The sequence below is a fragment of the Microbacterium cucumeris genome (genome assembly GCF_058349845.2).
Window position 1 is genome coordinate 1 of sequence record NZ_JBYRIZ020000002.1, and the last position, 26,414, is coordinate 26,414.

Sequence of the window (26,414 nt, forward strand, 5' to 3'; positions counted from 1 at the left end):
ATGCCGTCGATGGTGCCGTATCCGGTGCCGGTGGTGAGGTCGTCGAGGTTGACGCGGACGATGACGGTGGCTCCGGCAAGGGCAGGGGCGTCATCGTCGCAACCGAGGGCGTGGGCACACAGGGAGGAGAGAGCGTCGGCCTGCAGCTGACGGATCGTCCGCCGATCGGCATCCGGCGCGTTCGGGTCGAGGGTCTTCGCGCGTGCGGCGAACACGGCCGTGACGTATCCCTCGAGCGCGGCTTTGATGGGTGCGCCGGATTCGATGTCGAAGTCGCCGTCCAGGCGCAGTCGTCCGTCCCGCTCGTAGAAGGTCAACGAGTTCTGCGCGCGGGCGGACTCCTCGCGCGGCGCGACACCGTCCGGATCCAGGAACGCCTCCGCCCGTGTGACGAGTCTGCGGACCTCGTCCAGCGACAGTCCTGGAGCCTTCTCCACCAGCAGAGCCTCGGCCTGCTGGACCCGGTCGCTGTCGATCTTCAGCCGGACCCGGTCGAGGAGGGCGATGATGAGCGCGGCCGCCGCGACGCTGACGGAGCCATCGGTGAGGGCGCGTTGCACAGCGGGGTACTTCGCCGGCAGGGGAGCACCGAGCAGGTCCGAACGCGGCGCTGTGGCCGCGCCGACCGCGACCAGCCGGGATGCGTCTCCCGCGCTGGCGCCGGTCACGGCGGCGACCAGACGCGCCGCGGTGCGGAACCCGTGCTGCTTCGCCAGGGACTCGGAGCCCAACTCGGCTCGAGATTCGTGCGCGATGCCGGCCGCGACCTCGGCCTGAAGTGCGGTCACCACGCGGTTGAGCGTGCCCAGCGTCTCGTTGGCGGCGATCAGAGCCGCCCGGTCGAGGCCCGCCGCGTCCTCAGCATCCGTCCACACCGCGTCGAGGCGGGAGACCGCCGCGTGCAGAGCTTCCAGATGCGTCGTCGTCATGCATCCAGACTACCGTCGGGGAGGCGAAAAGGGAAGAGATGTTCGAAAGAAATATTCGAATGTTCAGCGGTCGCGCAGGCGCTCCGTGAGGCTGAGGAGGGTTCGCAACTGCTCGTCGTCGAGGGCTGACATTCGTTCGGCGATCGAGCGGCCGTGCACCGTGGCGATGCGGCGGAAGGCGCGGGCTCCGGCATCCGTGGCGCGGATCAGTGCACCGCGCCCGTCCTCGGGGTCGGGCAGCTTCGTGACCAGTTCGCGCGCGACCATGCGATCGATGAGACGCGAGACGCTGGGCTGGCTGATGAGCAGGTTCTGGGTGATGTCCCGCAGTCGCGCCGTCATGTCCGGCGCTCGGGTGACGGTGAGCAGCACGTCGTACTCGCCCTGGGCGAGATCGGTCCCGTCGAAGTCCGCCGACATCGCGGTGAACAGCTCGTGCTGGGCGCGGAACAGGCTCTCCCAGGCGGCGATGGCGAGGTTCCGGTCGGTCACGATCTCAGCGTAGCGGGAACGGTGAAGGGCCGGTCGGAGAGGCTCCCGACCGGCCCTTGTCCCTTGCACCAAGAGTGTCCTGCAATCACATGCGGTGGATGCCACAGCAAACATTCACCGTGCGAACACTCTATAACGGCGTGGTAACGAATGCAACGGTTTGATCACGGAATTCCGTTCGCGAGTCGTCGAACGCGCGATACCGAGCGGCACCGGTGATGGGGATGACTGGCGTCTAAACCGATCATTGATTGCGGTTGCCCGGCAATCAGGCCGCTCCGCCGTTGGCGTAGAGCACCTGGCCGTTGACCCAGCGGCCGGGGCCGGCGAGGAATGCGGTGACCTCTGCGATGTCCTCGGGCGTGCCGAGCCGCTCCATCGGGTTCAGCGACGCGATGTGGTCGATGACCTGCTGGGGCTTGCCCTCGAAGAACAGTGGGGTGGCGGTCGGGCCGGGAGCGACCGCGTTGACGGTGATGTCGCGTCCGCGGAGCTCGCGGGCGAGGATCAGAGTGAGGGCCTCGACCGCACCCTTCGACGCTGCGTACGCGCCGTAGTTCGGCATCTGCAGGCGCGTGATGCTGGTCGAGTAGTTGATGATGGCGCCACCGGGGCGAACGTGGCGAGCCGCTAGCTGGTCGATGACGAAGGTGCCGCGGACGTTGACGCGCTGGATGCGGTCGAACGTGTCGAGGTCCATCTCGGCGATCGGTGCGAGAGGCATGATCCCGGCCGTGTTGACCACCACGTCGACGCCACCGAAGCGGGTCATGGCGGTCTCGAACAAGGCGGACATCGCGACCTCGTCGGCGACGTCTCCGCCGACGGCGATAGCCTCGCCGCCGACCTGGGTGATCGCGTTGACGGCCTCGTCCGCCTTGGCTGCGTTACCGCTGTAGTGAGCGACGACCGCGAGGTCATCGGCTGCCAGGCGTGTCGCGACGGCGCGACCGATGCCTCCGGAGGCTCCGGTAACGATCGCGACGCGCGGGGTGGCCTGAGTGGTGTCGGACATCGGGACTCCTCCAATATGTGGACTTTCTGTTCACATAACACTACCCGCATGTGGACGACTTGTCCATTATGATGAAGGAACGAACGTGAAGGGGCTGAGCCGCAGAGTGACGAGCGAACGAGACGAACCAGCGACTCGGACGAGACGCGGCCGGCGTCCCGCCGCTGAGGTGCGCGCTGAAGTGCTCGAGGCAACGTCGGAGCTGCTCGCCACCGAGGGGCTGGGAGCGGTGACCTTCGAACGGGTCGCTGCAAGATCTGGGGCGAGCAAGACCACGATCTACAAGTGGTGGCCGTCGCCCGGCGCTCTTGCTGCGGAGTCGTACTTCGCCCGGAGTGAACCGGAACTCGTCTTCCATGACACCGGTGACCTCCTGGTCGACATCCGTGCACAGCTGCGCTCCTTCGTACGACTCCTGATCGATCAAGGAGCAGGTCGGGTGATTGCCGAGCTCATCGGTGCAGCGCAAGGTGACCCGAATCTCTCCGCAGCGGTGTCCGAGCGGTACACGATGCCTCGCCGGCTGCTGGCGATCGATTACTTCGAACGCGCGCGCGAGCGAGGACAGCTCCGCGCCGACGTCGATGCGAACCTTCTTGTCGACCAGCTCTGGGGAGCTTGTTACAACAGACTTCTCGTGCCCGACGCACCTCTCACCGAGGCGTTCGCCGACGCTCTCGTCGCGAACGCGCTTATGGGGGCCGCCGCCACCGAGTACCGCTCCAACTGGGAAGAGCAGCCCCTCCGGGCAAGCTCCTAGCCGCGCGTTCAGCGGGACCTCGTCCCCGAGGCTCGCCCCCAGTCGTGTTCCGGAGACGATGGTTTCCGCGAGCTTTCTTGAGATGTCGCGTTCTGCCGTGACGGCAGGTGAGCATGCCCCCTGGTGACGGCCAGTGATTGTGCGAGCCTCACTGACGCCGCCGGAAACGATCGGTATCGGTATCGGCAGCGGTCGGTTCGACCCGTCTACTCCGACGGGCTCTTCATGTCGGCAACGTTCTGGGTTGACGACATTGGAATCTCGATTGCCGCTGTCGAAGGCAGCTGGATGGGCGCCGGGACAACCTGCCCCGCGGTCATGGTGTGGTTTCGGTCGTATTGGTCGCGAAGAGCGACAACGCCATGGTCGAGCAAGTCGCTTAGGCGCAATTCACTGGTCCGATGAGCATCGCAAGCCCATCGAGAGTGCATGCGAGTCCGAAGGACCAGGAACGCTCGTCGTCCCACGCCGCGCCCTGCGATTCACCCGCGGCGACACCGATGCGCACGGCTCGCGGATAGGCAGCTGGGTCGAGCGCTTGCTCAAGTATCGGCTGGTTCGCGGCCCACCACTCGGCATCATTGATTGCCGAGTCCGTCGTGGCGCGACGCGCGTCGTGCGCGGTGCGGCAGTGCGACTGGACGAAGCCCAGCAAGAAGGTCAGTGCCGCGTCGACCTCGAGATCCGCGAGGCCCGTGTTGTCGAAGGCCGCGAGTTCGTTCTCATACTTTGCCATGAGGCCCGGACCGAGTGGTGGTCGGCTGATCGCGGCGACCTCCGTCATCCACGGATGCTCTGAGAGCAGTGCCCGGTTCGTCTCGGCAATGGCGATGAGCCGTTCACGCCACGGTTCTCTGTCCCAGTCGTGACGCTTCATCCGCGCGTAGAGCGTGTCGACCATAAGGTCGAGCAGCTCGGGCTTGCCGGGTACGTAGGTGTATACCGACATTGTCGAGATGCCGACCTTCTCTGCCACGGCCCGCATAGTGAGCGCCGCCAGCCCGTCGCCGTCGGCGAGGGCGAGCGCGGCGTCGACGATCTGCGGAACGGTGACTGAGCGCACCGGGCCCTTGCGGCGAACAGTCGTGTCGGGCGTGTTCCACAGCAACGCGAGGGTGGCGCTGGGTTCCCCACCGCCGGTGCGGTCCGCAGTCATGAAGATCTCCTTGCGCTTGTTCTCAATCCACACTACCTTATACGAGGTACGTTGTACGACGTACAGCTATAGTTAGGATTTCGCACATGAACATCACCGGATCCGCGATCTCGCTCAACGTCTCCGACGTGACGGCATCGGCCGCCTGGGTGCAGACGCACCTGGGCTTCCGCATCGAGATGGAAGCCGACGGCTTCTGCTCCCTGTCCCACGCCGAGGTCGGCTTCAACTTGATCTACTTGCGCACCGGCTTGTCGACCTTCAAGCCGGAGACCATGGCTGGCCGCGCCGCAGGCCTGCTCGTCGTATTCACCGTCTCTGATATCGACGCGGACTATGCGCGCCTCCAGCAGCAGGGAGTGCAGATCGTGACGCCGATCGAGACCGAACCGTGGGGAGAGCGCTATTTCCAAATGGCCGACCCGAACGGAGTCATCTATCAGTTGGTGCAGTGGATGACACCAGTCGAGTAGTCGCACGCTTGACCATCGTGGGCGGCGGATCCAGCCCGCCGCCCACACGACACACGGGAAGGGCGTTCATGGCTCCCCTCGTAATACTCACGCTCGTGACCGCAGCCGTCTGGGCTGCACGCCTGCGCTCCTCTAGCCCGCTCTCGTGGCCGGGTGCTGCGCGTCTCGGGCTAGCGGCGATGTTCGCCTTCACCGGCGCCTCGCACTTCATCGGCATGCGAGCGGAAATGGTCTCGATGGTTCCACCTGGTCTGGCGCACCCCGAAGCGCTCGTCTCTCTGACCGGGATTCTCGAACTCGCCGGCGCCGCAGGGCTCCTGTGGAGACGCACGACCAGTGGCGCCGCAGTCGGGCTGGCCGTGCTTCTCTGTGCGATGTACCCCGCGAATCTGCACGCGGCGCTGTCCGGACTGACCGAAACGTGGAGCAGTCAGCTCATCCCGCGAACGATCATCCAATTGATCTTCCTCGCTGTCACTGCAGCGGTCGCTGTTGATCACCGCCCAGCGAGCTTGCGCGCTCGCGAATCCATACTTACCAAAACCGCAGCAGAGGAGAACTGATGCATCGCATCCCCGACCCTAACCAGAAGACCCCGTCGACGCGCGCCGACCTCACGAACGTCGTCTTCCTCAAAAACGAGATCACCACCTCGCTGATCGAGGTGGGCGACTACACCTACTACGACAATGATGGCGCTCGTGCCCCTTTCGAACAGGCGAACGTGAAGTACCTCTACGGCCCGCAACGACTGGTGATCGGCCGCTTCACCGCGATCGCACCCGGAGTCACTTTTCTGATGCCGGGAGGAAATCACCCGATGGTTGGACCCTCGACCTACCCGTTCACGATGTTCGGCGGCGAATGGATGGACAAGACCCTCGATGCCTTCGTCGCGATCGAACAGCTCGGCGATACCGTGGTCGGCAATGACGTGTGGATCGGGCGCGATGCAACCATTCTCCCCGGCGTCCGCATCGGCGATGGTGCGGTCATCGGCGCGGGCAGTGTCGTCACGAAACACGTCCGGCCGTACGAGATCGTCGTCGGGAACCCGGCGCGGCCCGTGCGTATGCGGTTCGACGAGAACGATGTGAGGCGTCTGCTCGACCTGCGCTGGTGGAACTGGCCGGTCGAGAAGATCACCACGCACGCCGCCGTCATTATGTCGGGCACGCCGCGTGAGTTGGAAGAGTTAACCTGACGGAGCTAGCTGTCGATCGCCCGCAGCCGCGTGGGACCATGCATTGACATGCGGCACCTCCGCGGCACCCGCCGAAAGCCCTTGACGGTTCGTGGTTGCGACGAACGTTTGCGGCAGGCGTTCCGAGCCGCGCTCAGCGATCCGCCGCAAACGATCGTTCTCGGCGGATGAACAGAGGACACCGGCAGGCGCGCGACACGCCGGTCGCGCGCCTGCCGAAACCCCTGCTGGAATCCAGGGCGCCGATACTGTCGGCCCGGCGTTTCAGGCAGTCGAGAGTGAGGCGCGATTACCGCCATGTTTGCGAGACAACCGTCAGCCTCGGCAACGCATGACGCCCCGGTCCTTGCAAGGGTGTTCTGTGCCACCAACCGAAACTCTCGTGAGATCGCAGGTCGATCTCTCGGAACACGTCGGGGTCTCGCCGGAAACGGCGGCTACAGGGCAGTCGCGCGACCGATACGCGAGCCGAAGATCCGTAGCATGACACTGTGGACCACAGCGACGTCGTGCGACTCTACGGACCGTGGCATTCACGCACGGTCCGCGATGTCGTTGAGCTCTTCGAGGGCTATACAGGTCCATGGTGGATTGCCGGCGGGTGGGCCATCGAGGCGTTCACGGGCGTCTCACGCTCGCACGGTGACATCGACCCGAGTGTCCCTCGCTCCGATGCGCACCTTTTGCGCGCGCATGTCCTCGGGCGCTTGGACGTATGGGCGGCGAACCGAGGCGACCTGCTTCCGCTCACAGATCCGGCCAGACCGGTTCCGGACACCTGCAGCAATCTGTGGCTCAGGGCCGACGGCGCCAGCCCCTGGGAGTACGACGTCATTCTGATGGACAGCACGCAGGAACGTTGGACGTATAAGAGAGACCCGAGGGTCACGCTCGCTTTCGACAAGATTCTCTGGACCAAGGAGGGCGTGAACTACCTGCGCCCAGAGATCCAGCTGCTCCACAAGGCCCCAGGACTTCGAGCGCAGGATCAGCTGGATTTCGATGCCGCTCGCTCGTCTTTGAGCGATGAAGCCTCGGCGTGGCTTCGAAGCGCACTGGAAACTGCTCACCCGCGTCACCCGTGGATCGAGCACCTCTGACGTGCATCCGCCCTCCCGCCGTCATCCGCGATGCTCCGGAGCACCGGCCTGCGACACTGGCTGGCAGTGAGGGAGGCTCCGTCACAACCCCGTCCCATGCGTCCAGGCCCTTCGGGGATGCGGAGACGGAACGCCCACCAGGACGTTCCGTCTCCGCCTCGCGTCACCTCGGCGCGCGCCCCGTGCGTCACACGCGAGTGAAGCGCACCGCCATCCACCTCTTGCCGGGGAGCTGGATGACCGGATGAGACGGATCCTGCGCTCCGCCTTCGACCTTCGCCATGGCGAAGACGCCGAGCGGCGCGACCGTCATGTTCCACGTGTCGATGACGTCGACGGCGTACGAATGTCCGGCGCCGCTGGGCAGGAACGCCTTCCACTCGGACGGCGCGCTCGTGTTGAAGTACTTGATGTAGTACTGGTTGTCGACACCGCCCATGTCCCACCCCCAGTCCGGCTGGAGCGCATTGATCCCGGTCGCGGGACCCTCCTGCATGATCTGCTTGAGGAACGCCAGGCGCGGCGCGCTGGTGCCGTTGAGCACCCCGCCCTGGCCGAGCCACGAGGTGCTCGGGCTCTGCGCCTCGTTGAGCGTCTCGCCGTGTCCGCAGTACGTGCCGCCGACGAACGTGTTCCAGAACCGGCTCGTCATCTCCTCGCCCGACAGCTGGCCCCAGCGCGCGTCGATGTTGCCCTCGTACGCGACTTCGTCGAACACGACGGGCTTGAGCGCGAACTGGCGATGCAGATGCGCCCGGATCCCGTCCATCGCCGCGCCCGAGCTCTGGATGCTGGCGTGCGTCACCCAGTCCTTGCGCGCGTCGTAGTAGATGTTCTTGTTGTGGATCGAGCGCAGGCGGCTGTGCGGATCGACGCTCTTGAGGAAGTCGCCGAGGTGGTCCCAGTCCGCGAGGGTCTTGGTCTCGTTGTCGTCGTATTCGTTCGCCATCGACCACCAGACGTTCCGGTAGGCGCCGAAGCGTGCCGTGATGTAGCGGATGTACCGTTCGTCGTCCGCGCGCGCCATGTCGGAGAAACCGATGTCGTTCTTGTACGGCTGGAAGAGCACGACGTCGGCTTGGATGCCGAGCTGCAGCAGGCTCGCGATGCGGCTCTCATACAGCCGGAAGTAGGCGGGGTCGAAGCGTCTCGGATCCCAGTCCCTGGGTCCCGGGCCCGTGCGCACGAACGGGTCGACCGCTTCGGACGGGACGTTCGGGAAGAACAGCATCCGGATCTTGTTGAACGGCGACGCGCTCAGCGTCTCGAGCGTCTTCTGGACCTTCTCCTCGGGCTGCTGGGCCCAGGAGTACGAGGTGGTGCCGATCTGGTGGTACGGCGAGCCGTCGGCGTACACGAAGTGATAGCCGTCGGCCGAGACCTGCACGGGGCCGTGGTTGTCCGGGGACGGATCGACGACGCTCACCTGGCCGGACTTGCGCATCGAGCGCACGTTGCTCTCGACGCTCCATTTCCACTTGCCTGCCTGCGGTGGCGAGAACCGGATGCGGTAGGTGCCGTCCCCGTCATAGAAGCCGGGCACCGTGATCGCCTGGTCGCCGTTGCGGAACACGGCCGCGAGCGTGACGTCGACGAACGGGTTGCCCTTGTCCGGGCCCTTCAGCACGATCTCGTGCAGCCCCCAGCGTTCGACCGCTTCGGCCTTGGATGCGTTTTGGGCGAGCCCCGCGGCGGGCGCCGTCGCGGCGTTGGCTCCGGTGGGGATGCCCACCGCGGCGGCTGCTCCGAGTACGGCGGCGCCGGTCAGGACGGTTCTTCGCGTGATCTCCATCGATCATCCTCCAGATGATTCTCTGTCGTGGACGGTTCCGCTCAGCGTACAAACCGATGAGTATCCTCGCTAGACCGAATGGATATGCATCAATGGCGCAGATCTTTCTGCCACCTGACCGTCGGGCGCCCGCGCTCAACGAACCGCGAGCGTGACGCCCGCCAGCTCCTGCGAGACGTTCCAGATGCGCGCGGCCTCCTCCTCGCTGCGCAGCCGGGAGTAGAGCCGCTGCTCGGCCGGCGCTCCGCCGAGATGCCCGATCCCCTTCGGGCCGTACAGGCGGCGGCCCGCGGCATGCGGCGACGTCGCGGCGTAGAGCGCGGGAAGGGATGCGGAATCGGGCGTCCCCACGACGAGTCCACGCGCGGACGCCCAGCGGATCAGCCGCACGCCGAGGGTGTCGTCCGCCCGGCCGAGCTCCGGGCGGGCGGCCAGCAGGCTGGTCGGCGCGACGCCGGGGTGCGACAGGTTGCTCGTGATGCCCCATCCCTCGGCCGCGCTGCGCCGATCCAGTTCGAGGCCGAACAGGCCGAACGCGATCTTCGACTGGCTGTACGCGTGCATCCCGTTGTACGAGCGCTCCCAGTTCAGATCGTCCCAGTTGATCGAGCGCTCGTTCGCGGCGACGCTGATCTGGGATGTCACGCGCGCGCTGCCGGCCTGGAGGAGCGGCAGCAGGTGCGCGACCAGGGCGACGTGGCCGAGGTGGTTCGTGCCGAACTGCAGTTCGAAGCCGTCAGCCGTCGACTGCCGCTCCGGCGGCGTCATGACTCCGGCGTTGTTGATCAGCAGATGGATCGGCCTGCCATCCCGACGCAGGTCCTCTCCCAGCGAGGACACGGATTCGAGCGAGGACAGATCCAGGCTCATCAGCGTCACCGACGCGTCCGGAACCTGCTGCCGGATGCCGTCCGCCGCCGCCTCTCCCTTGCGCAGGTTGCGCACCGGAAGCACGAGCTCGGCGCCCGCGCGAGCGAGACGAGTCGCGATCCTCAGCCCGATGCCGTCGCTGCCGCCGGTGACGAGCGCGCGACGTCCGTGCTGAGAGGGGACGGGGATGTCGATGGTCCGTGGTGCCATGATTGCTCCTTCGATTCCTTCCACCCTGCGACGGGACGCCGTCGCGTAACCAGGACCCATCGATCAGTGGATAACCGCCGGGACGGATGTCAGGATCGACAGCGGAGAGGGAGGCGCATGACGATCGATCGGGACGGACTGGCGGACTTCCTCCGACGGCGGCGCAGCGTGCTCCAACCGGAGGACGTCGGCCTGCCACGCGGCTCCCGGCGCCGCACCGAGGGGCTGCGACGCGAGGAGGTCGCCGCCCTGTGTCACATGTCGGCGGACTACTACGCGCGTCTCGAGCGCTCCAGCGGACCGCTGCCCTCGGAGCAGATGATCGCGGCGATCGCCCAGGGCCTGCACCTCTCGGTCGACGAGCGCGATCATGTGTTCCGGCTCGCCGGACACCGCCCGCCCGCGCGCGGGGCGAGCGGAGACCACATCACGCCCGGCATGCTGCGGATCTTCGACCGCCTGCAGGACACCCCGGCTGAGATCGTGACGGAGCTCGGCGAGACGCTGCGTCAGACACCGCTCGGCGTCGCGCTCACGGGGGACACGATGAGTCGCTCTGGGCCCGAGCGCAGCATCGGCTTCCGCTGGTTCGTCGACCCGACCGTGCGCGATCTGTACGCCGCCGAGGACCACGAGTTCCTCTCCCGGCTGTGGGTCTCGGGGCTGCGCGAGGTGATGGCGGTGCGCGGACGCGACTCCCGCGCCGGTCACTACGCCGGCCTCCTTCTCGAGCGCAGCGACGAGTTCCGAGCGATCTGGGAGCGGCAGGAGGTCGGACTGCGCCCGCGGGAGACCAAGCACTTCGTGCACCCCGAACTCGGGGACCTCGAGCTGTCCTGCCAGACGCTGATCGACCCCGTGCAGTCCCACTCGCTGCTCGTCTACACCGCGGTGCCCGGCTCCGAGAGCCACGAGAAGCTGCAGCTGCTCTCGATGCTGAGTCCGCGCGTGATGCGCTGACGGACCGCCTCGGCGCCGATGTCCGGACGGCACGCTAGCCTCGCCCCATGACCGCGTTCGGAACCCTGTCGACACCGGTGGGCGTGATCGGTGTGAGCAGCGACGGAGCGGCGATCACCCGGGTCGCGTGGTGCCGCCCGTCCACCGGGGACATCTCAGCCGAGGGAACCGCCGACGCGCTCGTCGACGAGGCTCTCGCTCAGCTCGCTGCCTACTTCGGCGGCGGCCTGACGCGGTTCGACCTGCCCATCGACCTCGGCAGGCAGACCGAGACGACGCGAGCGGTGCTGACGGCGCTGCACGAGACCGTCGGCCACGGCACGACGATCACCTACGGCGGACTCGCAGCCCGCAGCGGCACGGATGTCCCGGCGCGCGGGATCGGCGCCATCATGGGAGCGAATCCTCTGCCGATCATCGTCCCCTGCCACCGCGTGGTCGCCGGCGACGGCCTCGGCGGATACTCCGGTGGGGAGCCGGGCCAGGGCCTGCAGACGAAGCGCCGGCTGCTGGAGCACGAGGGCGCCCTCCCGGCCGGTTTGTTCTGAGCCGCGCGTCATCCGCCTCCGCGCACCTGCGAGAATGGAAGCCCGCGCCATGAGAAGAGGAGCCGACGTGCAGTACATCTCCACCCGAGGGGGCATGCAGCCACTGCCGTACTGCGAGACGCTTCTCGAAGGACTCGCCCCGGACGGCGGACTCGCCGTCCCCGAGACGATGCCGACGGTCGACGGCGAGACGCTGGAGCGCTGGCGCGCCCTGACCTACCCGCAGCTTGCGACCGAGGTGCTCGCGCTGTTCGCCACCGACATCCCCCGGGAGGACCTCGCCGCGATGACCGCGGCCGCGTACGCGGACTTCCCCGAGGAGGTCGTGCCGCTGCGTCCGATCGGCGACGGGATCACGCTGGTCGGTCTCTCCGAGGGGCCGACGCTCGCGTTCAAGGACATGGCGATGCAGTTCCTCGGCCAGGTCGTCGAGTACGCCCTGGAGCGCAAGGGCTCGGTGCTGAACATCCTCGGCGCGACCTCGGGCGACACCGGGTCGGCCGCGGAGCACGCCCTGCGCGGCAAGGAGCGGATCTCGGTCTTCATGCTGTCTCCGCAGGGGCGCATGAGCGCGTTCCAGCGCGCGCAGATGTTCTCGCTCGACGACGCGAACATCCACAACATCGCGGTGGACGGCGTCTTCGACGACTGCCAGAACCTCGTGAAGGCGCTCGCCGGAGACCTCGACTTCAAGCGCGCCCAGCACCTCGGCGCTGTGAACTCGATCAACCTCGCCCGCATCACAGCGCAGGTCGTCTACTACTTCTGGGCCTGGCTGCGCGCGACGGATGCCGGGGGCTGGACCGAGCTCAGCTTCACGGTGCCGACGGGCAACTTCGGCAACATCCTCTCCGGCTTCTTCGCCCAGCAGATGGGCCTGCCGATCCGCCGCCTCGTGCTCGCCACGAACGAGAACAATGTACTGGACGAGTTCTTCCGCACCGGCGTCTACCGCCCCCGCAGCGCCGCGCAGACGCTCGCCACGTCGAGCCCCTCGATGGACATCTCGAAGGCGTCCAACCTCGAGCGGTTCATCTTCGAGCTCGTCGGCCGCGACGCCTCGCGCGTGACGGCGGTCTGGAGAGACCTCGGCGAGCAGGGCTTCTTCGACTTCAGCGCCGACCAGCCCCGCTTCGAGAGCGAGTTCGGGATCGTCAGCGGGACGTCGACGCATGCCGACCGCCTCGCCACGATCCGCTCGGTGCACGAGGCGTCGGGTGACATCATCGACCCGCACACAGCGGACGGCGTGAAGGTCGCACGCGAGTACGTCGAGTCCGGCGTGCCGATGCTCGTGCTCGAGACCGCCAAGCCGCAGAAGTTCGCCGAGACGATCCGAGAGGCCATCGGTGTCGAGCTCGAGTACTCGCCCGAGCTGCAGGCGATGCTGGATGCTCCGCAGCACGTGACCGAGCTCGCCGACGACGAGCAGGCGCTGCGCGCCTTCATCGAGCAGCACGCGCTGCGCTGAGCCCTTGATCCGCGCCTCGCGCGGTGCAAGGGTGGTTCGTACGCGGGCCGCAGGGGCCGGCGGCCGAGGGAGCAGCGATGTTCGAGAACTCCGACGCGTTCAGCGGCATGTCGTCCGACGACATCGAGGCGTCCCGTGCCTTCTACGAGGGGGTGCTCGGTCTCGTCGTGCAGGACGCCGGCGGCGGACTGCTCTCGGTCCAACTGCCCAAGGGCGGTGCCGTGCTGATCTACCCGAAGGAAGACCACGCGCCCGCGACCTTCACGATCCTCAACTTCCCGGTGGAGGACATCGACGCCGCCGTGGACGAGCTCATCGCGAAGGGGGTCGCGATGCAGCGCTACGAAGGGATGCCGCAGGACGACAAGGGCATCGTGCGGGGCAAGGCCGCGGGTGAGGGGCCGGACATCGCCTGGTTCACGGACCCGGCGGGCAACATCCTCTCCGTGCTGTCGACCTGAACCGCCGCGCGCGCCCTCAGAACCCGGTGTTGATCGCGTCGCCGAACGGCACGCGGCTGACGCGGATCAGACCCCAGCCGAGCACGCCGATGACCACCGTGACGGCGAGCAGCCACCACGCCGGCTGCGTCCCCTGGAACAGCAGCCAGATCGCCGCCGCGGCGAACAGCAGCGTCAGTGCCGCGCCCGCCCAGAAGACGAGGCCCCCGATGAGGGCGAGGACAGGGCGTTGCTTCGACACGCATCCACGCTACGCGATGTTCACTCGCCGCAATCACTCCACGAGCTTGCCCGCCGTGTCGACGTCGCGCATGAGCGCGGCGATCTCGGAGGGGACGGGGGCGATCTGCTCGCGGGTGACGCCGGTGGACGGAGACCAGACGAGGTTCACCTGCAGAGTCGGATCCGTGTCCGGGAAGTCGCTACGGTTGTGGCATCCCCGCGTCTCGCGACGCTCGCGCGCGGCCTCCAGCGTCGCGCGCGCCGCGAGCGCCGAGGCCTTCAGGTCGAACGCGTGCGCGAGGTCCTGGAACCCGGCGATGTCGGGGTGGATGCCGATGTCCGTCATACGTCCCTCGATCAGGTCGAGCTCGGCGAGGCCGGCACGCAGACCGTCCTCCGAGCGGACGACGCCGGCATGCTCGGTCATCGTGTTGCGGATCGCGCGCTGCAGAGCCCGCACGTTCTCGCGACCGTCGGCGGCGAGGAGCTCGTCGATCTCCTGACGCGCGTGCGCCACGGCATCCGATGACCGGCGCTGAGCAGGAAGAGCGGACGCGTAATCGACCGCGGCCCGACCGGCGATCCGGCCGTACACGAGCAGTTCGATCAGCGAGTTGCCGCCGAGCCGGTTCGCCCCATGCAGCCCGCTGGAGGCCTCGCCGATCGCGTACAGTCCGTCCACGTCGGTGCTGTGGTCCTCCGGGCGGACCCAGACACCGCCCATCGAGTAGTGCGCGGTCGGAGCGATCTCGATCGGGTCCGTCGTGATGTCGAGCATCTGCAGCTCGAGCATCGTCTGGTACACCCGGGGGAGCCGGGTCATGATCGTCTCGCGCGGCAGATGCGACACGTCCAGCCAGACACCGCCGTTCTCGGTCCCGCGGCCCTCCTTGATCTCGGTGTAGGCGGCCAGCGCGACCCGGTCGCGCGTCGACAGCTCCATGCGCTGCGGGTCGTAGGTCTTCATGAAGCGCTCGCCCAGGGCGTTGCGCAGGATCCCGCCTTCGCCGCGCGCCGCCTCGGAGATGAGGGTCCCCGCGGCGTTCTCGGGTTCGATGATCCCGGACGGGTGGAACTGCACGAGTTCGGGATCGCGCAGGCGCGCCCCGGCGTCGACGGCCAGGCGGAACGAATCGCCGGTGTTCTCGTCCCGGCGCGACGACGTGCGCCGCCAGATCCGGTTATGACCGCCGGCGGCGAGGATGACGGCATCCGCGTGAATGAGGTACCGCGTGCCGTCGGACTGGTCGAAGCCGTACGCGCCGAAGACCGCGCCGTCGTCGACGAGGATGCGGGTGATGTACACGCCGTCCAGGATCGGGACGCCCAGTTGCTCGGCGCGGCGGACCAGGGTCCGCTGGATCTCCAGGCCGGTGTAGTCCCCGGCGAACGCCGTCCGCCGGTACGTGTGCGCACCGAAGAAGCGCTGCGAGATGCGCCCGTCGTCCTCGCGCGCGAAGCCCATGCCCCAGCGCTCGAGATCCCGGATGCCCTGCTCGGCGCCGCGCGTGACGATCTCGACCGTGCGCGGATCGGCCAGCCCGTAACTCTCGGTGATCGTGTCGGCCGCGTGCTGCTGCCAGCTGTCCTCGGCATCCATCGTCCCGAGCGCGGCGTTGATCCCACCGGCGGCGAGCGATGTGTGGGCGTCGTCGCGGGGGCGCTTGCCCACGGCGAGCACGTCCACGCCCTGCTCGGCCACGTCGATCGCGGCCCGCAGGCCGGAGCCGCCGGTGCCGATGACGAGGACGGTGGTGGAGATCTGGCGTTCGGGGATGCTCATGCGTTCCACGCTAGGAACATCACGACGATTACTCCAATGAATTGTTCTCATAGTCACGATAGTCTGTGGCTATGAACTTGGAGCAGCTGCGCGGCTTCGTCGCGGTCGCGGAGAAGGGGCACTTCACGCGGGCGGCCGAGGCGCTCCACATCGCGCAGCCGTCCCTCAGCCGTCAGATCGCGACGCTCGAGAACGAGGTGGGCGGCGACCTGTTCCATCGGGCTCGCGGCAACATCACCCTGACGTCGGCGGGGGAGACCCTGCTGCCGCGCGCTCGTCGCATGCTTGCGGATGCCGAGGCCATCCGGGTCGAGATGGCCGAGCTCGCCGGCCTCCAGCGCGGACGCGTGCGGCTGGGGGCCACTCCCACCCTGTGCGTGAGCCTGGTCGCGGAGGCCATGACGGCGTTCCATCCGGCGCACCCGGGCATCGAACTGCAGCTGACAGAGGGCGGATCGCGCCTGCTCATCGAGCGCCTCGCGGGCGGCGAGCTCGACATGGCGCTCATCACGCTGTCGGAAGGACTCGCCGTCTCCGAGGCGGCGATCGTGCGGACGCCCCTGCTCACCGAAGAGCTCGTCGTGATCTCGACGGCTTCGGCTCCGCCGATCGCGGACGGCCCGATCGACCTGCGGCGGTTGTCCGCCCTGCCGTCGATCGCCTTCGCGGAGAGCTACGATCTGCGCGCCGCCACGGACGCCGCCTTCCGCTCCGCGGGCGTCGCACCCTCGACGGTCATCGAGGGGGCGGAGATGGACGCCGTGCTGCGATTCGTCGAGCGCGGGCTCGGTGTCGCGGTGGTCCCGGCGACTGTGCTCGTGGACCGGCCGAGCCTGCGCGCCGCGCGCCTGGTCGACCCTCAGCTCACGCGCACGATCAGTCTCGCCCATCGGTCGGACGTCACGCCCACACGCGCAGCGGCCGCCATGCGCGACGTCCTGGTCGACACGGCGGCTGCGCTCGCCGCAGCCGAACCCGAGACCCTGCGCATCGTGCGCTGATCAACCGGGCAGGGCCGTCGCGGCCGCGGCCAGCATCTGCGGGACGGTCGGGACGCCTTCGGCCCGGAAGGTCTGCCGTCCATCCGCTCCACGGATGATCACGGTCGGGGTGAACCGGATATCGAGGGCCTCCGCGGCATCCGGGTCCGTGGCGACGTCGATCTCGGTGACCGTCGCGTCCGGAAGCCAGCGCACCGCGTCTGCGATCACCGCCCTGGTGCGCGCGCACGCGCCGCAGAAGGCGGACGTGACGAGCGTGATCTCCATGCGTGGGGAAACCGTGAGACGTGCCGTGGTGTTCCCGTCAGTCGCGACGCGGATGCAGGAAACCGGATGCCGCGCCCAGCGCCGCTCCCACGACGGTGTCCACGATCCGTTCGAGGGCGATCGACATGTCGCCGATCTCGCCGGTCGCCGCTCCGGTCAGCAGCAGGACGAGCGGCGTGATGAACACCAGCGCCAGCGCGTAGTGGCGCACGACGACGAGCTCGATGACGAACTGGAGGACGCCGAGCAGCAGCGCGAGCCAGAGGCCGGCCGGATGCAGCAGCGCCAGCAGCGCGTACAGGCCCGCACCGACCAGCGTGCCGAGCATCCGGTGCACCCCGCGCTGGAGCGCCGCGGTCCGGTCCGCCGCGACTCCGATCACGGCGACCGCGGCGCCGACGATCCAGTAGCTGCGCCCGGGATCGACCGCGAGTGCCAGAAGCACGCCCACGATCGAGACGATGACCACGCGGACGAGCAGCATCCGTCCGTCAGCGTCCAGTGCGGGCCCGGGGAGCAGCTCGCGCACCGGCCGCGCGGTCACCGCTCGAGGCGCGGGCAGCAGCAGCGGCGACACGGCGACGAGATAGGAGAACGCGCAGCCCGCGGTGAAGGCCGCGAGGTAGATGTGCGCCGAGACGGGAGCCGACGAGACGACATGCGCCGAGAGGCCGAACACGAGCACGAAGAACAGCGGTCCCGGCGGGCCGAGGCGGAAGCCGAACGCCAGGGCCGCGCTGACGACGGACACGGCCACGACCCCGACCAGGACGAGCCAGGGGACCGGCGCGGCGAGCACGCCCGCGGCGGCGCTGACGACGAGCCCGGCCGCCACGAACGGCAGCACTCTGGCGCGCTCGACGACCGGGTAGGATCCGGCGAACAGGACGGTGAACGCCCCCGACGCGGCGATGTAGCCGAGCGCGGGCTGCCCGAGCAGCGTCATGACCGCGATCGGCGCGGCGAGGCCGACCGCGGCCTGCAGTCCGATCGGCCAGCGCGGACCTCGCGACGGGCCGAAGGCGAACAGGCTCACCTCTCTATTGTCTCGCGGGGCGCGGTCCGCTCGTGACGAGCCGGTTCCACAGCGTCGCCCACTGTTCGCCGCCGACGTCGCGCGGCAGTGCGGTGCGGGCGACGCCGGCATCGCTCAGGGCGCGCTGGACCGATGACGGCGGATGCCCGGTGCCGCGCAGGATCTGCTGCATGCCGTTGCCGCGGCCGCGGAAGACCGCGGCGATGAAGGCCTCGTAGCGACGTCGGTCCCGTGTCGCGACCAGAGGCCTCGGGCGGCGCGAGACGACCAGGACGCCGCCGTCGACGGCGGGCATCGGACGGAAGTGCCGGGCCGCCACCCGGTCGTGCAGCCCGAACGTGAACCACGGCGCGGCCTGAGCGGTCATCATCGTGGCACCGCCGACTCCGGCGCGCTTGCGCGCCACCTCCCACTGGGTCAGCAGCACGGCCTCGCTCCATGTGCCGTGGCTCAGCATCCGCCGCAGGATGGGCGTAGTGAGATGGAACGGGATGTTCCCGACGACGACGGGGCGGTCCAGGGGCTCGTGCAATGCGTCCGCGACGTGCACGGATGCCGAGGGCAGCCGTGATCGGAGCCGTGACACCCGGCGGGCGTCGATGTCGATGGCCCGCACATCGCGGCCCAGCCGCACGAGATGATCCGTGAGCGCGCCGTCGCCGGCGCCGAGCTCGAGGATCGGCCCCTCGGTCCGGGCGACGAGGGCCGCGATGCGCTGGAGGGTGGGGCGATGGATGAGGAAGTTCTGGCCGAGTTCGTGACGGCCACCGGTGTGGGAATGAGGTCGCATGAGTGCGCTCCGTTCGAAGGAAGGGAGCACCCGTGAGCGGGCGTGCGAGAGCACGGCGGACGCGCTTCCGGGTGCAGGACATCCGGGAACGACGCGCAGAGGCGTTCAGGTGACCGTCGACGCGCCGTCAGGCGCGGCGGTCACGGAAGGTGAAGCAGGGCGCGTCGAACGTCGCGCCGGAAATGATCAAACCCATGCCGGACAGTCTAGCCGGGCGTGTCGCGCAGGGCGAGCCGGCGGCGCAGAGCCTCCCACGCGGCCGCGCCGAGCTCGGCATCGGCTGCCGGCGTCCCGCCCCTGGCCATCCGCTGCCCTCCGGACGCCGGGGTCTCGCCGGGCAGGACGATCCGGTGGCCGGCCCGCGGATGCCGCAGCACCGTCGTCTCCCTTCCCGCCGCGCTCCGGCGTGCGGCGATCTCGTCCGAGGCACGCGTGCTCGGCCAGACGCGATCATCCGCGCCCGCGACGAGCACGACGTCGCCGGTGATCCTCTCCACCGGGATGGCGGCGGCGTTCGCCGCGTCCGGATCACGGTCGAGGCTCTCCTCGTACAGGCCGCGGAACTCGGGCGGATCCGTGTCGGCCGTCCAGTCCTCGGCGAACGGCACCCACGGCAGCGGGGTGCCGTTCTCGGTCCAGTGCGACGACCAGGTCCCCTCGTGGATGCCCGGCCACACCACGCTGGTCGGCGCGATGGCGATCACGACGTCGACGGCTGTCCGCGTCGCGGTCAGCAGCGCCGCCTCGGCACCGAACGAGGTGCCGATCACGGCGACGCGGTCGCAGGATGCGCGCAGCAGCGCGACCTCGTCGAGGAACAGCTCCAGCGGCACCTCGTGCGGCACCGGTCGCTGGTCCACGCCCCCGAACCAGCGGATCGCGTGCGCGAGCGCGCCGTGCCGGGCGAACAGGTCGGCCCGCTCGACCTCCAGGCGTCCGCTGGATCCCGCGAGCACGAGGACCCCGGTCCGCGCGGGGAGGGCGAGCGCGGCAATATGTCTGTCCTGCGTGCTCACTCCGGCCATGAGTCCGGTCCTTCCGCGACGGGCGCGATCTTCCGGGGTTGCCTCGGTTCGCGGTCCCTTCCTGTGTCCGTGTCGTCGCTCAGCGAGGCGATCATGCTTTTCAGTGCCGAGTACGCCGCAGCCTGCTCTGTTGCCGTCATCCCGCCCAGCATCTTGACCTCGACGGCGCGGACGGCGGTGCTCGCCTGCTTCAGCCGTTGCCTGCCGAGAGTCGTGAGCTCCGCAGGCAGCACCCTCCCCATTCTCGACTCGGCGGGTCTCGTGACGGACCCGTCCTGTTCGAGCGACTGCAGCAGAACGTTCATCGACTGGCGCGTCACGAACGCTCCTCTGGCGAGCTCGGAGTTCGAGGAGCCCGGTCGCTGTGCCAGGAGCTCGAGGCAGGCATAGTGGGTCACAGACATTCCGAACGGCCGCAGCGCGGCATCCATAGCCGAGCGGAGGGCGCTGGATGCCTCTTTCAGCAGGTAGGCGAGGGATGTCTCGAGTTCGATGACGTCTTGACTCATGTCAGAATTCTGACATACAGTTAATGTCAGTTGTTTGACATTAAGGAGTAGGCATGTCCGTCACAGGTCCCGATTTCATCTCCCTCCAGGTGCGTGATCTCGTCGCGTCGAAGGCGTTCTACGAGCAGTACCTCGGACTTGTGCCCGCGGAGGCCGGGCCGCCGCGGGCTGTCGTCTTCGACACTGCCCCGATCGCCTTCGCACTGCGAGAGCTCACGCCGGAAACCGACCTCGCGACGGCTGCCCGTCCGGGCATCGGGGCAGCGATCTGGCTCCACGCCGATGACGCTCAATCGATCCACGACGCTCTCGCCGACGCTGGCCACGCGATCGTGTCGGGGCCGGTCGACGGTCCGTTCGGGCGCACCTTCACGTTCGCTGATCTTGACGGCTATCACCTCACGATCCACGACCGGGCATAGGAGTGACCGGATCGATGCTCAGTTCCTGAAGCGTCGAAGGGTTGGCAGGGATCCATCAGTCACGCGCGGCGAGCCATTCAGCGAAGGTCTGCTCGCCTCGTAGAGCGTCCGGCCCTGGCAGTGCCAGCCCTGCACGCATCCCTGCCATCTGCTTGGTCGGTACGGACAGCGAGGGGATCCACCCGCGGTGGCCGGACGCTCGTCCATACGCGCGGATCATGTCGCTCAGGGACTCCTCCCGCGGGCCAGCCAGGTCGCGCGCGCGGGCCTGTGCCGTACCCGATGCGAGCGCTGCGAGGCGCGTGCCGACCTCGGCGGCGGCGATCGGCTGTGTGCGGGCGCGTGGGGCGATATGCAGCGGTCCGATCCTCGCGCTTTCGAACATCTGCGCGGCGAACTCGTGGAACTGGGTTGCCCGCTGGATCGTCCAGGGCGTGCGGGATCGCTCCACGACCTTCTCCTGGGCGAGCTTGCCGGCGTAGTAGTCGTAGGGGATGCGGTCGACCCCGACGATCGAGAGGAGCACGACGTGGGCGACCTCGGCGGCGGCCGCCGCAGCCAGGAGGTTGCCCGTAGCGGTCGTGAAGAACTCGATGGCCTCGTTTGCCTTCAAGGTGGCCACGTTCGCCGCGTCGATGACGGCATGGACGCCCTCCAGCGCTGCATCAAGGCCTTCTCCGGTAAGCAGGTCTACGCCGCGCGACCGGCTCAGCACCACCGCCTGATGTCCTTCGGCGCGAACGGCGTCAGCCGCGTGGCGGCCGACGATCCCTGTTCCTCCGGCGATTGCGATCCTCATGCGCCCATGGTGGCACATGCCGGAAGCGGACTCAGTTCCAGCCGTCCGGGTTGTGCAGGACCTCGATCCGGATGCCGTTGTCCTCCTCGAGGAACGACGCGTAGTAGCTCTTCGTGAAGCGGGGATACTCCTTGGGCTCGCGAACCGCGGTCCATCCCGCGTCGAGGGCGAGGGCATGCAGGCGGTCGACCTCATCCCGTGAGTCCACCGCGAACGCCAGGTGCTGCCAGCCGACACGGCCGTGCTCGTGCGGACCCGTTCCGGCGGCGCGCGCAGGGTAGAGCAGGATCTCGGGCTGCCCAGGGCAGCGCCAGTAGGCGAGATCCTCCTCGTCGTGGGCTCGCGTGTAGCCCAGCGCGTGCAGCACCGGGTGGAACTGCGCCGACGCCGCCGGGACGTCGTCGACGGTGATGCCGAGATGATCGAGTTTCGCCATGCGCCCCAGTGTGCCAGGGTGCTCGGACGAGTCGTTCAGTGCGGGGCGTGGTACTCGGCTTCGCCGCGCTTCCAGTAGCCCTTCACGACGGCGTGCGCCGTGTCGACGCCCCACCGCTCCAGCAGGGCGCGACCCGGCTTGACGATGGACTGCTCGGCGGCGATGAAGACGAAGGGATGCTCGCCCACGGCATCCGCCGTCCCCAGCGACTCGACGAAGGCGATCAGCGCGGAGCCCGACGGCGTATCGCCTCGGTGCAACCACTCGACCGGGACAGGGGCGTCGATCGGGATCTCGCCCTCGACGCCGCGGACCTCGATCACGATGCGTGCCGGCGCGTCGCCGATCTGCGCGGCGAAGCGCCGGATCGCGGGGATCGCGGTCTCGTCCCCGACGAGCAGCCAGCTGCCGGGTGCCCCGGTCAGCACCGCGGATCCGCGCGGTCCGCCGACCCCGATCCGCGCGCCGAGGGGCGCGTTCGCCGCCCACGGCGCGGCCACTCCCTCGTCCCCGTGCACCGCGAACTCGACCTCGAGCCAGTCCTCTCCCCACGACAGCGGCGTGTATTCGCGACTCGGCGATGCGCGCAGCTCTTCGACGGTGTCCGGGATCTCGGCCGGGAAGAACAGGCGCATGTGGTCGTCCGCGCCGGGGGAGTCGAAGCCGGCGAGATCCTCGCCTTCGAGCCGCACGCGCACGTAATCGGGGGCGAGCTGCTCGCGACCGGCCAGTGTGACGGTGCGGAAGCGCAACTCGTTCATGCGGCGCTCGATCGTGAAGGGGGAGTTCGACGAGGTCATAAAGTTAGGTTAGCCTACCTCTGAGCAGGTGAGGATTGCCTTACCTTGTTTCGACCCCTTGTATCCGATCCCCAGGGAGAACCATGTCATCGCGACGCTCGATCGCCGCAGCATCCTTCGTCCTCGTCTCCGCGCTCGCCCTCGCCGGCTGCGCGGGAGCCGACCCCGCTCCTGTCGCCGACGAGGAATCTGCCGAGACGGCGACCGTCTCGTACTCCTGGGAGCGCAACACGGCCGGCGAGGACGAGGAGCCGGAGTTCGTGACGGAGACCGTGGAGGTCCCGAAGAACCCGGAGAAGATCGTGGCGTTCGAGATGGCCACCGTCGACACGGTCGGCGCGCTCGGCGGCGAGATCGCGGGTGCGCCGCTGGACTCCGTCCCCGAGTACCTGCAGGACAGCCTGGCCGAGGACGCGTTCAACGCCGGCACGCTGTTCGAGGCCGATCTCATCGAGATCGAGGCGCAGCAGCCCGACCTCATCATCATCGGCGGCCGCTCCTCCGGACTCTACGAGGACCTCAGCCAGATCGCTCCGACGATCGATCTCGGGATCAACGGCAGCTACCTCGACACGCTCGAGCGCAACGTGACCTTCCTCGGTGAGGTGCTCGGCGCCGAGGACGAGGCCGAGGCCGCACTGGCCGACCTCGAGACGGGCATCGACGAGGCGAAGGAGGCCACCGCGGCGGCGGGCGACGGACTCGCCGTGATGGTCTCCGGCGGTGAGCTCAACGCCATGGCGCCGGCCGGCACCGAAGCGGGCAGCTCCAACGTGCGCGGCGGGCTCGTCTACGACGTGTTCGGCGTCGAGCCGGTGGTCGACGACATCGCCTCCGCGACCCACGGCGAGCCGGTCTCGTTCGAGTTCCTCCTCGAGATCGACCCCGCGACGCTCTGGGTCGTCGACCGGGATGCCGCGACCGGCGAGGCCGAGGCGGGGGCCGCGGCGCAGGTCCTGGACAACGACATCGTGAAGCAGACCACGGCGTACCAGAACGACGCGATCGTGTACCTCGACCCGGTGGCGTGGTACATCGTCTACGGGGGCATCGAGACCACGCAGCTGCTCATCGACGACGTCCTGCAGATCGCGGAGTGAACGCCGCAGCACTCGCGTGACCGTCGCAGCCACCGCTCCGACGAGCACTCCCGCCCCCGCGCGCCGGCGCCGCTGGGCGGGGGTGCTCATCGGCGTGCTCCTCGTCCTCCTCGCCGTCGCGAGTCTGTTCATCGGCGTGTCCGACGTCTCACCCGTCACGCTCTTCGGCGAGGCGACGGACGGCACGGCATCCTTCCTGCTGCTCGTCAGCCGCATCCCGCGCACCGTGGCCGCGATCCTCGTCGGCGCGTCCCTCGGCATCGCCGGGCTCATCATGCAGATGCTCGTGCGCAACCGGTTCGTCGAACCCGGCACGACCGGGGTGAGCGAGTTCGCCACGCTCGGGATGCTCGTGACGATCGTGTTCTTCCCGACGATGGCGGTCGTCGGGAAGATGGGCGTCGCCGCCGTGTTCGGCCTCGCCGGCACCTGGGTGTTCCTCCGTGTCGTGCGCGCGGTCCCGGTGCGACAGCTCGTGCTCGTGCCGCTGGTGGGCATCATGCTCGGCGGCGTCGTCGCCTCGGTGACGACGTTCTTCGCCTACCGCCTGGACCTCCTGCAGTCGCTCGGCCAGTGGTCCCAGGGGAGCTTCGCGACGATCATGCAGGGCCGCTACGAGTTCCTCTGGATCGCGGCGGTCATGGTCGGGATCGCGTGGGTCGCCGCCGACCGCTTCAGCGTGATCGGCCTCGGTGAGGAGTTCGCCACGAACCTCGGGCTGGACTATCGCCGCGTCGTGGCGGTCGGCATGGTGATCATCGCGGTCATCACGGCCGCCGTCCTCGTCACCGCCGGGATGATCCCGTTCCTCGGCCTCGTCGTCCCCAACATCGTCAGCCTCATCATCGGAGACAACGTGCGCCGCTCGATCCCGTGGGTCGCCGGTCTCGGAGCGGTGTTCGTCCTGGCGTGCGACATCATCGCCCGCGTCGTGCGCTTCCCGTATGAGATCCCCCTGTCGGTGATCGTCGGGATGATCGGCGCCGCGCTGTTCCTCTGGCTGCTGCTGCGAAGGAGGAGCCGTGCGCACTGAGACCCTCGCGCCGCGGAGGACGGCATCGGCATCCGCGCTGACCCGGCCGGCCGTGCGCCTGAGCATCCTCGCGGTCGTCGTCCTGATCCTGCTCGCGGTGTATCTGCTGACGGACGTCCCCGGCTCGCTCGGGTTCGCCCTGCGCATCCGCGGGTTGAGCGTCCTCGCGATGCTCGTCGTCGCCGTCGCCGTGGGCGTCTCGACGGTGGTCTTCCACACGATCACGCAGAACCGCATCCTGACGCCGTCGATCATGGGCTTCGACGCGTTCTACGTGCTGATCGCGACCACCATCGTGTTCTTCTTCGGGTCGGCGTCCTTCCTGCGCGCGAACGAGCTGCTGCTGTGGACCGTCCAGGTCGTCGTCATGGTCGCGTTCAGCGTCTTCCTGTTCACCTGGATGTTCGGCGGCAGGCGCCGCTCGCTGCACCTGATGCTGCTCGTGGGCATCGTGCTGGGGACGTTCTTCCGCAGCCTGTCGGAGTGGATGCAGCGGATGCTGGATCCCCTGGACTTCCAGGTGCTGTCGGATGCCATGTTCGCGTCGCTGACACGGCCGGATCCGATGCTGCTGCTGTTCACCGGGCTGCTGGTGGCCGGATCCTGCGCCGCGATGATCCCGCTCGTGCGTCGGCTGGACGTCCTGACGCTGGGCGAACCGGCCGCGATCGGACTCGGCATCGATCACCGGCGGCTCGTCATGCTGCTGTTCACCCTGGTGTCCGTCATGATCGCGGCATCCACCGCCCTGGTCGGCCCGATCCTCTTCTTCGGCCTCATCGTGGCGAACCTCGCGTATTCGTGGGCGGGCACGTTCCGTCATGCGTGGACGCTGCCGACCGCGGCGCTGCTCGGGATGCTGTGCCTGCTCGGCGGCCAGGTGGTCCTGGAGCGGGTCTTCGGCTTCGGCGGCAGCCTCTCGATGATCATCGAGTTCGCCGGCGGACTCTTCTTCCTCTTCCTCGTCCTCAGAAAGGGGGCGCGATGATCGCGCTCGAGAACGTCACCAAGCGGTACGGACGAAGCGTCGTGCTCGACGACGTCTCCGTCGAGTTCGGCGCCGAGGGCGTCACGGCGCTGATCGGACCCAACGGCGCAGGCAAGTCCACGCTGTTCGGACTCATCGGCCGTCTGATCGCTCCCGACGCGGGCCGGATCTCGGTCGACGGGGCGGACGTCGCGACCGCTCCGTCGAGCGAGCTCGCGAAGGTGCTCGCCGTGCTCCGCCAGGACAACCACATCGCCGCGCGTCTCACGGTGCACGACCTCGTGGAGTTCGGCCGATTCCCGCATTCGAAGGGACGCTTCACCGTCGAGGACCGCGACCACATCGATCGCGCGATCGACTACCTCGATCTCGGGGCGTTCCGCGAGCGGTTCCTGGACGAGCTGTCCGGCGGCCAGCGCCAGCGCGCGTTCATCGCGATGGTGCTGGCGCAGGACACCCGCTACGTGCTGCTCGACGAGCCGCTCAACAACCTCGATCTCCGTCATGCCGCGGAGATCATGCAGCTGATCCGGCGGATGGCCGACGAACTCGGCAAGAGGGTGATCGTCGTGCTGCACGACATCAACGTCGCCGGGCATCACGCCGACCGGATCGTGGCGATGCGGGGAGGGCGCATCGTCGCCGACGCGGCACCCGGGGACATCGTGCGCCCCGACGTGCTGCAGGCGATCTACGAGCACCCGGTCGATGTCCGGATGATCGACGGCCGCCCGATCGCGTTGACGTTCTGAACCGCCAGGC

At 68.4% G+C, this 26,414-nt stretch carries 31 protein-coding genes; 15 read left to right on the top strand and 16 right to left on the bottom strand.

Features of this window, described 5'->3' with window-relative positions; translation table 11 throughout:
• The 3 genes from AC3RXZ_RS06580 to AC3RXZ_RS06590 form a co-directional block, all read right to left on the bottom strand.
• Nucleotides 1–929, bottom strand: a 929-nt coding sequence (locus AC3RXZ_RS06580) for a DUF222 domain-containing protein (RefSeq protein WP_491493508.1), incomplete at its 3' end; no start/stop codon positions are given.
• A gap of 63 nt (nucleotides 930–992) precedes the next feature.
• Nucleotides 993–1,421, bottom strand: coding sequence for a MarR family winged helix-turn-helix transcriptional regulator (locus AC3RXZ_RS06585; protein ID WP_243232792.1), 429 nt, complete (start codon nucleotides 1,419–1,421; stop codon nucleotides 993–995).
• Between the two features lie 268 nt (nucleotides 1,422–1,689).
• Nucleotides 1,690–2,436, bottom strand: a complete 747-nt coding sequence (locus AC3RXZ_RS06590; protein WP_491493509.1) for an SDR family oxidoreductase — start codon at nucleotides 2,434–2,436, stop codon at nucleotides 1,690–1,692.
• 181 nt (nucleotides 2,437–2,617) lie between these two features.
• Between AC3RXZ_RS06590 and AC3RXZ_RS06595 the strand changes: the two genes are divergently transcribed.
• Complete coding sequence (locus AC3RXZ_RS06595) at nucleotides 2,618–3,196, top strand: TetR/AcrR family transcriptional regulator (protein WP_491493510.1); 579 nt, start codon at nucleotides 2,618–2,620, stop codon at nucleotides 3,194–3,196.
• 379 nt (nucleotides 3,197–3,575) lie between these two features.
• Here the strand turns inward: AC3RXZ_RS06595 and AC3RXZ_RS06600 are convergent, their stop codons facing one another.
• The gene (locus tag AC3RXZ_RS06600; protein WP_243232789.1) at nucleotides 3,576–4,352 is read right to left on the bottom strand and encodes a TetR/AcrR family transcriptional regulator; all 777 of its coding nucleotides are present in this window, start codon (nucleotides 4,350–4,352) and stop codon (nucleotides 3,576–3,578) included.
• An 86-nt stretch (nucleotides 4,353–4,438) separates the two neighbouring features.
• Here AC3RXZ_RS06600 and AC3RXZ_RS06605 point away from each other — a divergent pair, with 86 nt between their 5' ends.
• The 4 genes from AC3RXZ_RS06605 (at nucleotide 4,439) to AC3RXZ_RS06620 (ending at nucleotide 7,129) form a co-directional block, all read left to right on the top strand.
• The gene (locus AC3RXZ_RS06605; protein WP_491493511.1) at nucleotides 4,439–4,825 is read left to right on the top strand and encodes a VOC family protein; all 387 of its coding nucleotides are present in this window, start codon (nucleotides 4,439–4,441) and stop codon (nucleotides 4,823–4,825) included.
• Nucleotides 4,826–4,920: 95 nt separating this feature from the next.
• Entirely contained in the window at nucleotides 4,921–5,388 is a 468-nt protein-coding gene (locus tag AC3RXZ_RS06610; RefSeq protein ID WP_243232787.1) for a DoxX-related protein, read from the top strand.
• Nucleotides 5,388–6,029, top strand: a complete 642-nt coding sequence (locus AC3RXZ_RS06615) for a CatB-related O-acetyltransferase (protein WP_491493512.1) — start codon at nucleotides 5,388–5,390, stop codon at nucleotides 6,027–6,029. Before AC3RXZ_RS06610 ends, AC3RXZ_RS06615 begins: the two co-directional genes overlap by 1 nt.
• 491 nt (nucleotides 6,030–6,520) lie before the next feature.
• Nucleotides 6,521–7,129, top strand: a complete 609-nt coding sequence (locus AC3RXZ_RS06620; RefSeq protein WP_491493513.1) for a nucleotidyltransferase domain-containing protein — start codon at nucleotides 6,521–6,523, stop codon at nucleotides 7,127–7,129.
• 187 nt (nucleotides 7,130–7,316) lie between these two features.
• Here AC3RXZ_RS06620 and AC3RXZ_RS06625 read toward each other — a convergent pair whose 3' ends face one another.
• On the bottom strand, nucleotides 7,317–8,921 hold the full coding sequence (locus AC3RXZ_RS06625) for a DUF5060 domain-containing protein (RefSeq protein WP_491493514.1): 1,605 nt from the start codon (nucleotides 8,919–8,921) through the stop codon (nucleotides 7,317–7,319).
• Between the two features lie 135 nt (nucleotides 8,922–9,056).
• The gene (locus tag AC3RXZ_RS06630; protein WP_491493515.1) at nucleotides 9,057–10,001 is read right to left on the bottom strand and encodes an SDR family oxidoreductase; all 945 of its coding nucleotides are present in this window, start codon (nucleotides 9,999–10,001) and stop codon (nucleotides 9,057–9,059) included.
• Nucleotides 10,002–10,118: 117 nt separating this feature from the next.
• On the opposite strand from AC3RXZ_RS06630, the gene AC3RXZ_RS06635 reads away from it, so the two are divergent.
• The 4 genes from AC3RXZ_RS06635 (at nucleotide 10,119) to AC3RXZ_RS06650 (ending at nucleotide 13,441) form a co-directional block, all read left to right on the top strand.
• Nucleotides 10,119–10,961, top strand: coding sequence for a helix-turn-helix transcriptional regulator (locus AC3RXZ_RS06635; protein WP_243232784.1), 843 nt, complete (start codon nucleotides 10,119–10,121; stop codon nucleotides 10,959–10,961).
• 47 nt (nucleotides 10,962–11,008) lie between these two features.
• Nucleotides 11,009–11,509 carry a methylated-DNA--[protein]-cysteine S-methyltransferase gene (locus AC3RXZ_RS06640; RefSeq protein WP_491493516.1) on the top strand — a complete coding sequence of 167 codons (501 nt, stop codon included), beginning with the start codon at nucleotides 11,009–11,011 and terminating at the stop codon, nucleotides 11,507–11,509.
• Between the two features lie 67 nt (nucleotides 11,510–11,576).
• The gene (gene thrC / locus AC3RXZ_RS06645; protein ID WP_491493517.1) at nucleotides 11,577–12,980 is read left to right on the top strand and encodes a threonine synthase; all 1,404 of its coding nucleotides are present in this window, start codon (nucleotides 11,577–11,579) and stop codon (nucleotides 12,978–12,980) included.
• A gap of 77 nt (nucleotides 12,981–13,057) precedes the next feature.
• A complete protein-coding gene (locus AC3RXZ_RS06650) occupies nucleotides 13,058–13,441 on the top strand; it encodes a VOC family protein (RefSeq protein ID WP_491493518.1) in 384 nt (127 codons plus the stop codon).
• Nucleotides 13,442–13,457: 16 nt separating this feature from the next.
• On the opposite strand, the gene AC3RXZ_RS06655 is transcribed toward AC3RXZ_RS06650, so the two are convergent.
• Both AC3RXZ_RS06655 and AC3RXZ_RS06660 read right to left on the bottom strand, forming a co-directional pair.
• Nucleotides 13,458–13,682, bottom strand: a complete 225-nt coding sequence (locus AC3RXZ_RS06655; protein ID WP_491493519.1) for a hypothetical protein — start codon at nucleotides 13,680–13,682, stop codon at nucleotides 13,458–13,460.
• Between the two features lie 33 nt (nucleotides 13,683–13,715).
• Nucleotides 13,716–15,446 carry an L-aspartate oxidase gene (locus AC3RXZ_RS06660; protein ID WP_491493520.1) on the bottom strand — a complete coding sequence of 577 codons (1,731 nt, stop codon included), beginning with the start codon at nucleotides 15,444–15,446 and terminating at the stop codon, nucleotides 13,716–13,718.
• 71 nt (nucleotides 15,447–15,517) lie between these two features.
• On the opposite strand from AC3RXZ_RS06660, the gene AC3RXZ_RS06665 reads away from it, so the two are divergent.
• Nucleotides 15,518–16,447 (top strand): LysR family transcriptional regulator, encoded by a 930-nt coding sequence (locus AC3RXZ_RS06665; protein ID WP_243232772.1) that lies wholly within the window; start codon nucleotides 15,518–15,520, stop codon nucleotides 16,445–16,447.
• Here the strand turns inward: AC3RXZ_RS06665 and AC3RXZ_RS06670 are convergent, their stop codons facing one another.
• The 5 genes from AC3RXZ_RS06670 to AC3RXZ_RS06690 all read right to left on the bottom strand — a co-directional run bounded on the left by AC3RXZ_RS06670 (nucleotide 16,448) and on the right by AC3RXZ_RS06690 (nucleotide 20,074).
• Nucleotides 16,448–16,714, bottom strand: coding sequence for a glutaredoxin family protein (locus tag AC3RXZ_RS06670; RefSeq protein ID WP_243232770.1), 267 nt, complete (start codon nucleotides 16,712–16,714; stop codon nucleotides 16,448–16,450).
• Nucleotides 16,715–16,751: 37 nt separating this feature from the next.
• A complete protein-coding gene (locus AC3RXZ_RS06675; RefSeq protein WP_491493521.1) occupies nucleotides 16,752–17,750 on the bottom strand; it encodes an FUSC family protein in 999 nt (332 codons plus the stop codon).
• 4 nt (nucleotides 17,751–17,754) lie between these two features.
• Nucleotides 17,755–18,540, bottom strand: coding sequence for a 23S ribosomal RNA methyltransferase Erm (erm, locus tag AC3RXZ_RS06680; RefSeq protein ID WP_491493522.1), 786 nt, complete (start codon nucleotides 18,538–18,540; stop codon nucleotides 17,755–17,757).
• A 206-nt stretch (nucleotides 18,541–18,746) separates the two neighbouring features.
• The gene (locus AC3RXZ_RS06685; protein WP_491493523.1) at nucleotides 18,747–19,565 is read right to left on the bottom strand and encodes an alpha/beta fold hydrolase; all 819 of its coding nucleotides are present in this window, start codon (nucleotides 19,563–19,565) and stop codon (nucleotides 18,747–18,749) included.
• Entirely contained in the window at nucleotides 19,553–20,074 is a 522-nt protein-coding gene (locus AC3RXZ_RS06690; RefSeq protein ID WP_491493524.1) for a MarR family winged helix-turn-helix transcriptional regulator, read from the bottom strand. Before AC3RXZ_RS06690 ends, AC3RXZ_RS06685 begins: the two co-directional genes overlap by 13 nt.
• 53 nt (nucleotides 20,075–20,127) lie before the next feature.
• On the opposite strand from AC3RXZ_RS06690, the gene AC3RXZ_RS06695 reads away from it, so the two are divergent.
• Nucleotides 20,128–20,496 carry a VOC family protein gene (locus AC3RXZ_RS06695; RefSeq protein WP_243232759.1) on the top strand — a complete coding sequence of 123 codons (369 nt, stop codon included), beginning with the start codon at nucleotides 20,128–20,130 and terminating at the stop codon, nucleotides 20,494–20,496.
• A gap of 55 nt (nucleotides 20,497–20,551) precedes the next feature.
• Here the strand turns inward: AC3RXZ_RS06695 and AC3RXZ_RS06700 are convergent, their stop codons facing one another.
• Genes AC3RXZ_RS06700 through AC3RXZ_RS06710 form a run of 3 tightly spaced genes read right to left on the bottom strand, consistent with a single transcriptional unit; the run spans nucleotide 20,552 to nucleotide 22,531 of the window.
• Complete coding sequence (locus tag AC3RXZ_RS06700; RefSeq protein ID WP_491493525.1) at nucleotides 20,552–21,295, bottom strand: SDR family oxidoreductase; 744 nt, start codon at nucleotides 21,293–21,295, stop codon at nucleotides 20,552–20,554.
• Nucleotides 21,296–21,326: 31 nt separating this feature from the next.
• Complete coding sequence (locus AC3RXZ_RS06705) at nucleotides 21,327–21,731, bottom strand: VOC family protein (RefSeq protein WP_491493526.1); 405 nt, start codon at nucleotides 21,729–21,731, stop codon at nucleotides 21,327–21,329.
• 35 nt (nucleotides 21,732–21,766) lie between these two features.
• Entirely contained in the window at nucleotides 21,767–22,531 is a 765-nt protein-coding gene (locus AC3RXZ_RS06710; protein WP_491493527.1) for a siderophore-interacting protein, read from the bottom strand.
• Nucleotides 22,532–22,614: 83 nt separating this feature from the next.
• On the opposite strand from AC3RXZ_RS06710, the gene AC3RXZ_RS06715 reads away from it, so the two are divergent.
• Genes AC3RXZ_RS06715 through AC3RXZ_RS06730 form a run of 4 tightly spaced genes read left to right on the top strand, consistent with a single transcriptional unit; the run spans nucleotide 22,615 to nucleotide 26,404 of the window.
• Entirely contained in the window at nucleotides 22,615–23,631 is a 1,017-nt protein-coding gene (locus tag AC3RXZ_RS06715; RefSeq protein ID WP_491493528.1) for a siderophore ABC transporter substrate-binding protein, read from the top strand.
• A gap of 16 nt (nucleotides 23,632–23,647) precedes the next feature.
• Entirely contained in the window at nucleotides 23,648–24,664 is a 1,017-nt protein-coding gene (locus AC3RXZ_RS06720; RefSeq protein WP_491493529.1) for an ABC transporter permease, read from the top strand.
• Nucleotides 24,654–25,652 carry an iron chelate uptake ABC transporter family permease subunit gene (locus AC3RXZ_RS06725; RefSeq protein WP_491493530.1) on the top strand — a complete coding sequence of 333 codons (999 nt, stop codon included), beginning with the start codon at nucleotides 24,654–24,656 and terminating at the stop codon, nucleotides 25,650–25,652. Before AC3RXZ_RS06720 ends, AC3RXZ_RS06725 begins: the two co-directional genes overlap by 11 nt.
• The gene (locus AC3RXZ_RS06730) at nucleotides 25,649–26,404 is read left to right on the top strand and encodes an iron ABC transporter ATP-binding protein (RefSeq protein WP_243232745.1); all 756 of its coding nucleotides are present in this window, start codon (nucleotides 25,649–25,651) and stop codon (nucleotides 26,402–26,404) included. Before AC3RXZ_RS06725 ends, AC3RXZ_RS06730 begins: the two co-directional genes overlap by 4 nt.
• The last annotated feature ends 10 nt before the right edge of the window (nucleotides 26,405–26,414 follow it).

Excerpts from the sequence above, each read along its gene's own strand:
- AC3RXZ_RS06590 (WP_491493509.1), bottom strand. The coding sequence starts at position 2,436 with ATGTCCGACACCACTCAGGCCACCCCGCGCGTCGCGATCGTTACCGGA.
- AC3RXZ_RS06600 (WP_243232789.1), bottom strand. The coding sequence starts at position 4,352 with ATGACTGCGGACCGCACCGGCGGTGGGGAACCCAGCGCCACCCTCGCG.
- AC3RXZ_RS06605 (WP_491493511.1), top strand. The coding sequence starts at position 4,439 with ATGAACATCACCGGATCCGCGATCTCGCTCAACGTCTCCGACGTGACG.
- AC3RXZ_RS06615 (WP_491493512.1), top strand. The coding sequence starts at position 5,388 with ATGCATCGCATCCCCGACCCTAACCAGAAGACCCCGTCGACGCGCGCC.
- AC3RXZ_RS06625 (WP_491493514.1), bottom strand. The coding sequence starts at position 8,921 with ATGGAGATCACGCGAAGAACCGTCCTGACCGGCGCCGCCGTACTCGGA.
- AC3RXZ_RS06630 (WP_491493515.1), bottom strand. The coding sequence starts at position 10,001 with ATGGCACCACGGACCATCGACATCCCCGTCCCCTCTCAGCACGGACGT.
- AC3RXZ_RS06635 (WP_243232784.1), top strand. The coding sequence starts at position 10,119 with ATGACGATCGATCGGGACGGACTGGCGGACTTCCTCCGACGGCGGCGC.
- AC3RXZ_RS06640 (WP_491493516.1), top strand. The coding sequence starts at position 11,009 with ATGACCGCGTTCGGAACCCTGTCGACACCGGTGGGCGTGATCGGTGTG.
- AC3RXZ_RS06650 (WP_491493518.1), top strand. The coding sequence starts at position 13,058 with ATGTTCGAGAACTCCGACGCGTTCAGCGGCATGTCGTCCGACGACATC.
- AC3RXZ_RS06660 (WP_491493520.1), bottom strand. The coding sequence starts at position 15,446 with ATGAGCATCCCCGAACGCCAGATCTCCACCACCGTCCTCGTCATCGGC.
- AC3RXZ_RS06665 (WP_243232772.1), top strand. The coding sequence starts at position 15,518 with ATGAACTTGGAGCAGCTGCGCGGCTTCGTCGCGGTCGCGGAGAAGGGG.
- AC3RXZ_RS06670 (WP_243232770.1), bottom strand. The coding sequence starts at position 16,714 with ATGGAGATCACGCTCGTCACGTCCGCCTTCTGCGGCGCGTGCGCGCGC.
- erm (WP_491493522.1), bottom strand. The coding sequence starts at position 18,540 with ATGCGACCTCATTCCCACACCGGTGGCCGTCACGAACTCGGCCAGAAC.
- AC3RXZ_RS06685 (WP_491493523.1), bottom strand. The coding sequence starts at position 19,565 with ATGGCCGGAGTGAGCACGCAGGACAGACATATTGCCGCGCTCGCCCTC.
- AC3RXZ_RS06690 (WP_491493524.1), bottom strand. The coding sequence starts at position 20,074 with ATGAGTCAAGACGTCATCGAACTCGAGACATCCCTCGCCTACCTGCTG.
- AC3RXZ_RS06695 (WP_243232759.1), top strand. The coding sequence starts at position 20,128 with ATGTCCGTCACAGGTCCCGATTTCATCTCCCTCCAGGTGCGTGATCTC.
- AC3RXZ_RS06700 (WP_491493525.1), bottom strand. The coding sequence starts at position 21,295 with ATGAGGATCGCAATCGCCGGAGGAACAGGGATCGTCGGCCGCCACGCG.
- AC3RXZ_RS06705 (WP_491493526.1), bottom strand. The coding sequence starts at position 21,731 with ATGGCGAAACTCGATCATCTCGGCATCACCGTCGACGACGTCCCGGCG.
- AC3RXZ_RS06710 (WP_491493527.1), bottom strand. The coding sequence starts at position 22,531 with ATGACCTCGTCGAACTCCCCCTTCACGATCGAGCGCCGCATGAACGAG.
- AC3RXZ_RS06715 (WP_491493528.1), top strand. The coding sequence starts at position 22,615 with ATGTCATCGCGACGCTCGATCGCCGCAGCATCCTTCGTCCTCGTCTCC.
- AC3RXZ_RS06730 (WP_243232745.1), top strand. The coding sequence starts at position 25,649 with ATGATCGCGCTCGAGAACGTCACCAAGCGGTACGGACGAAGCGTCGTG.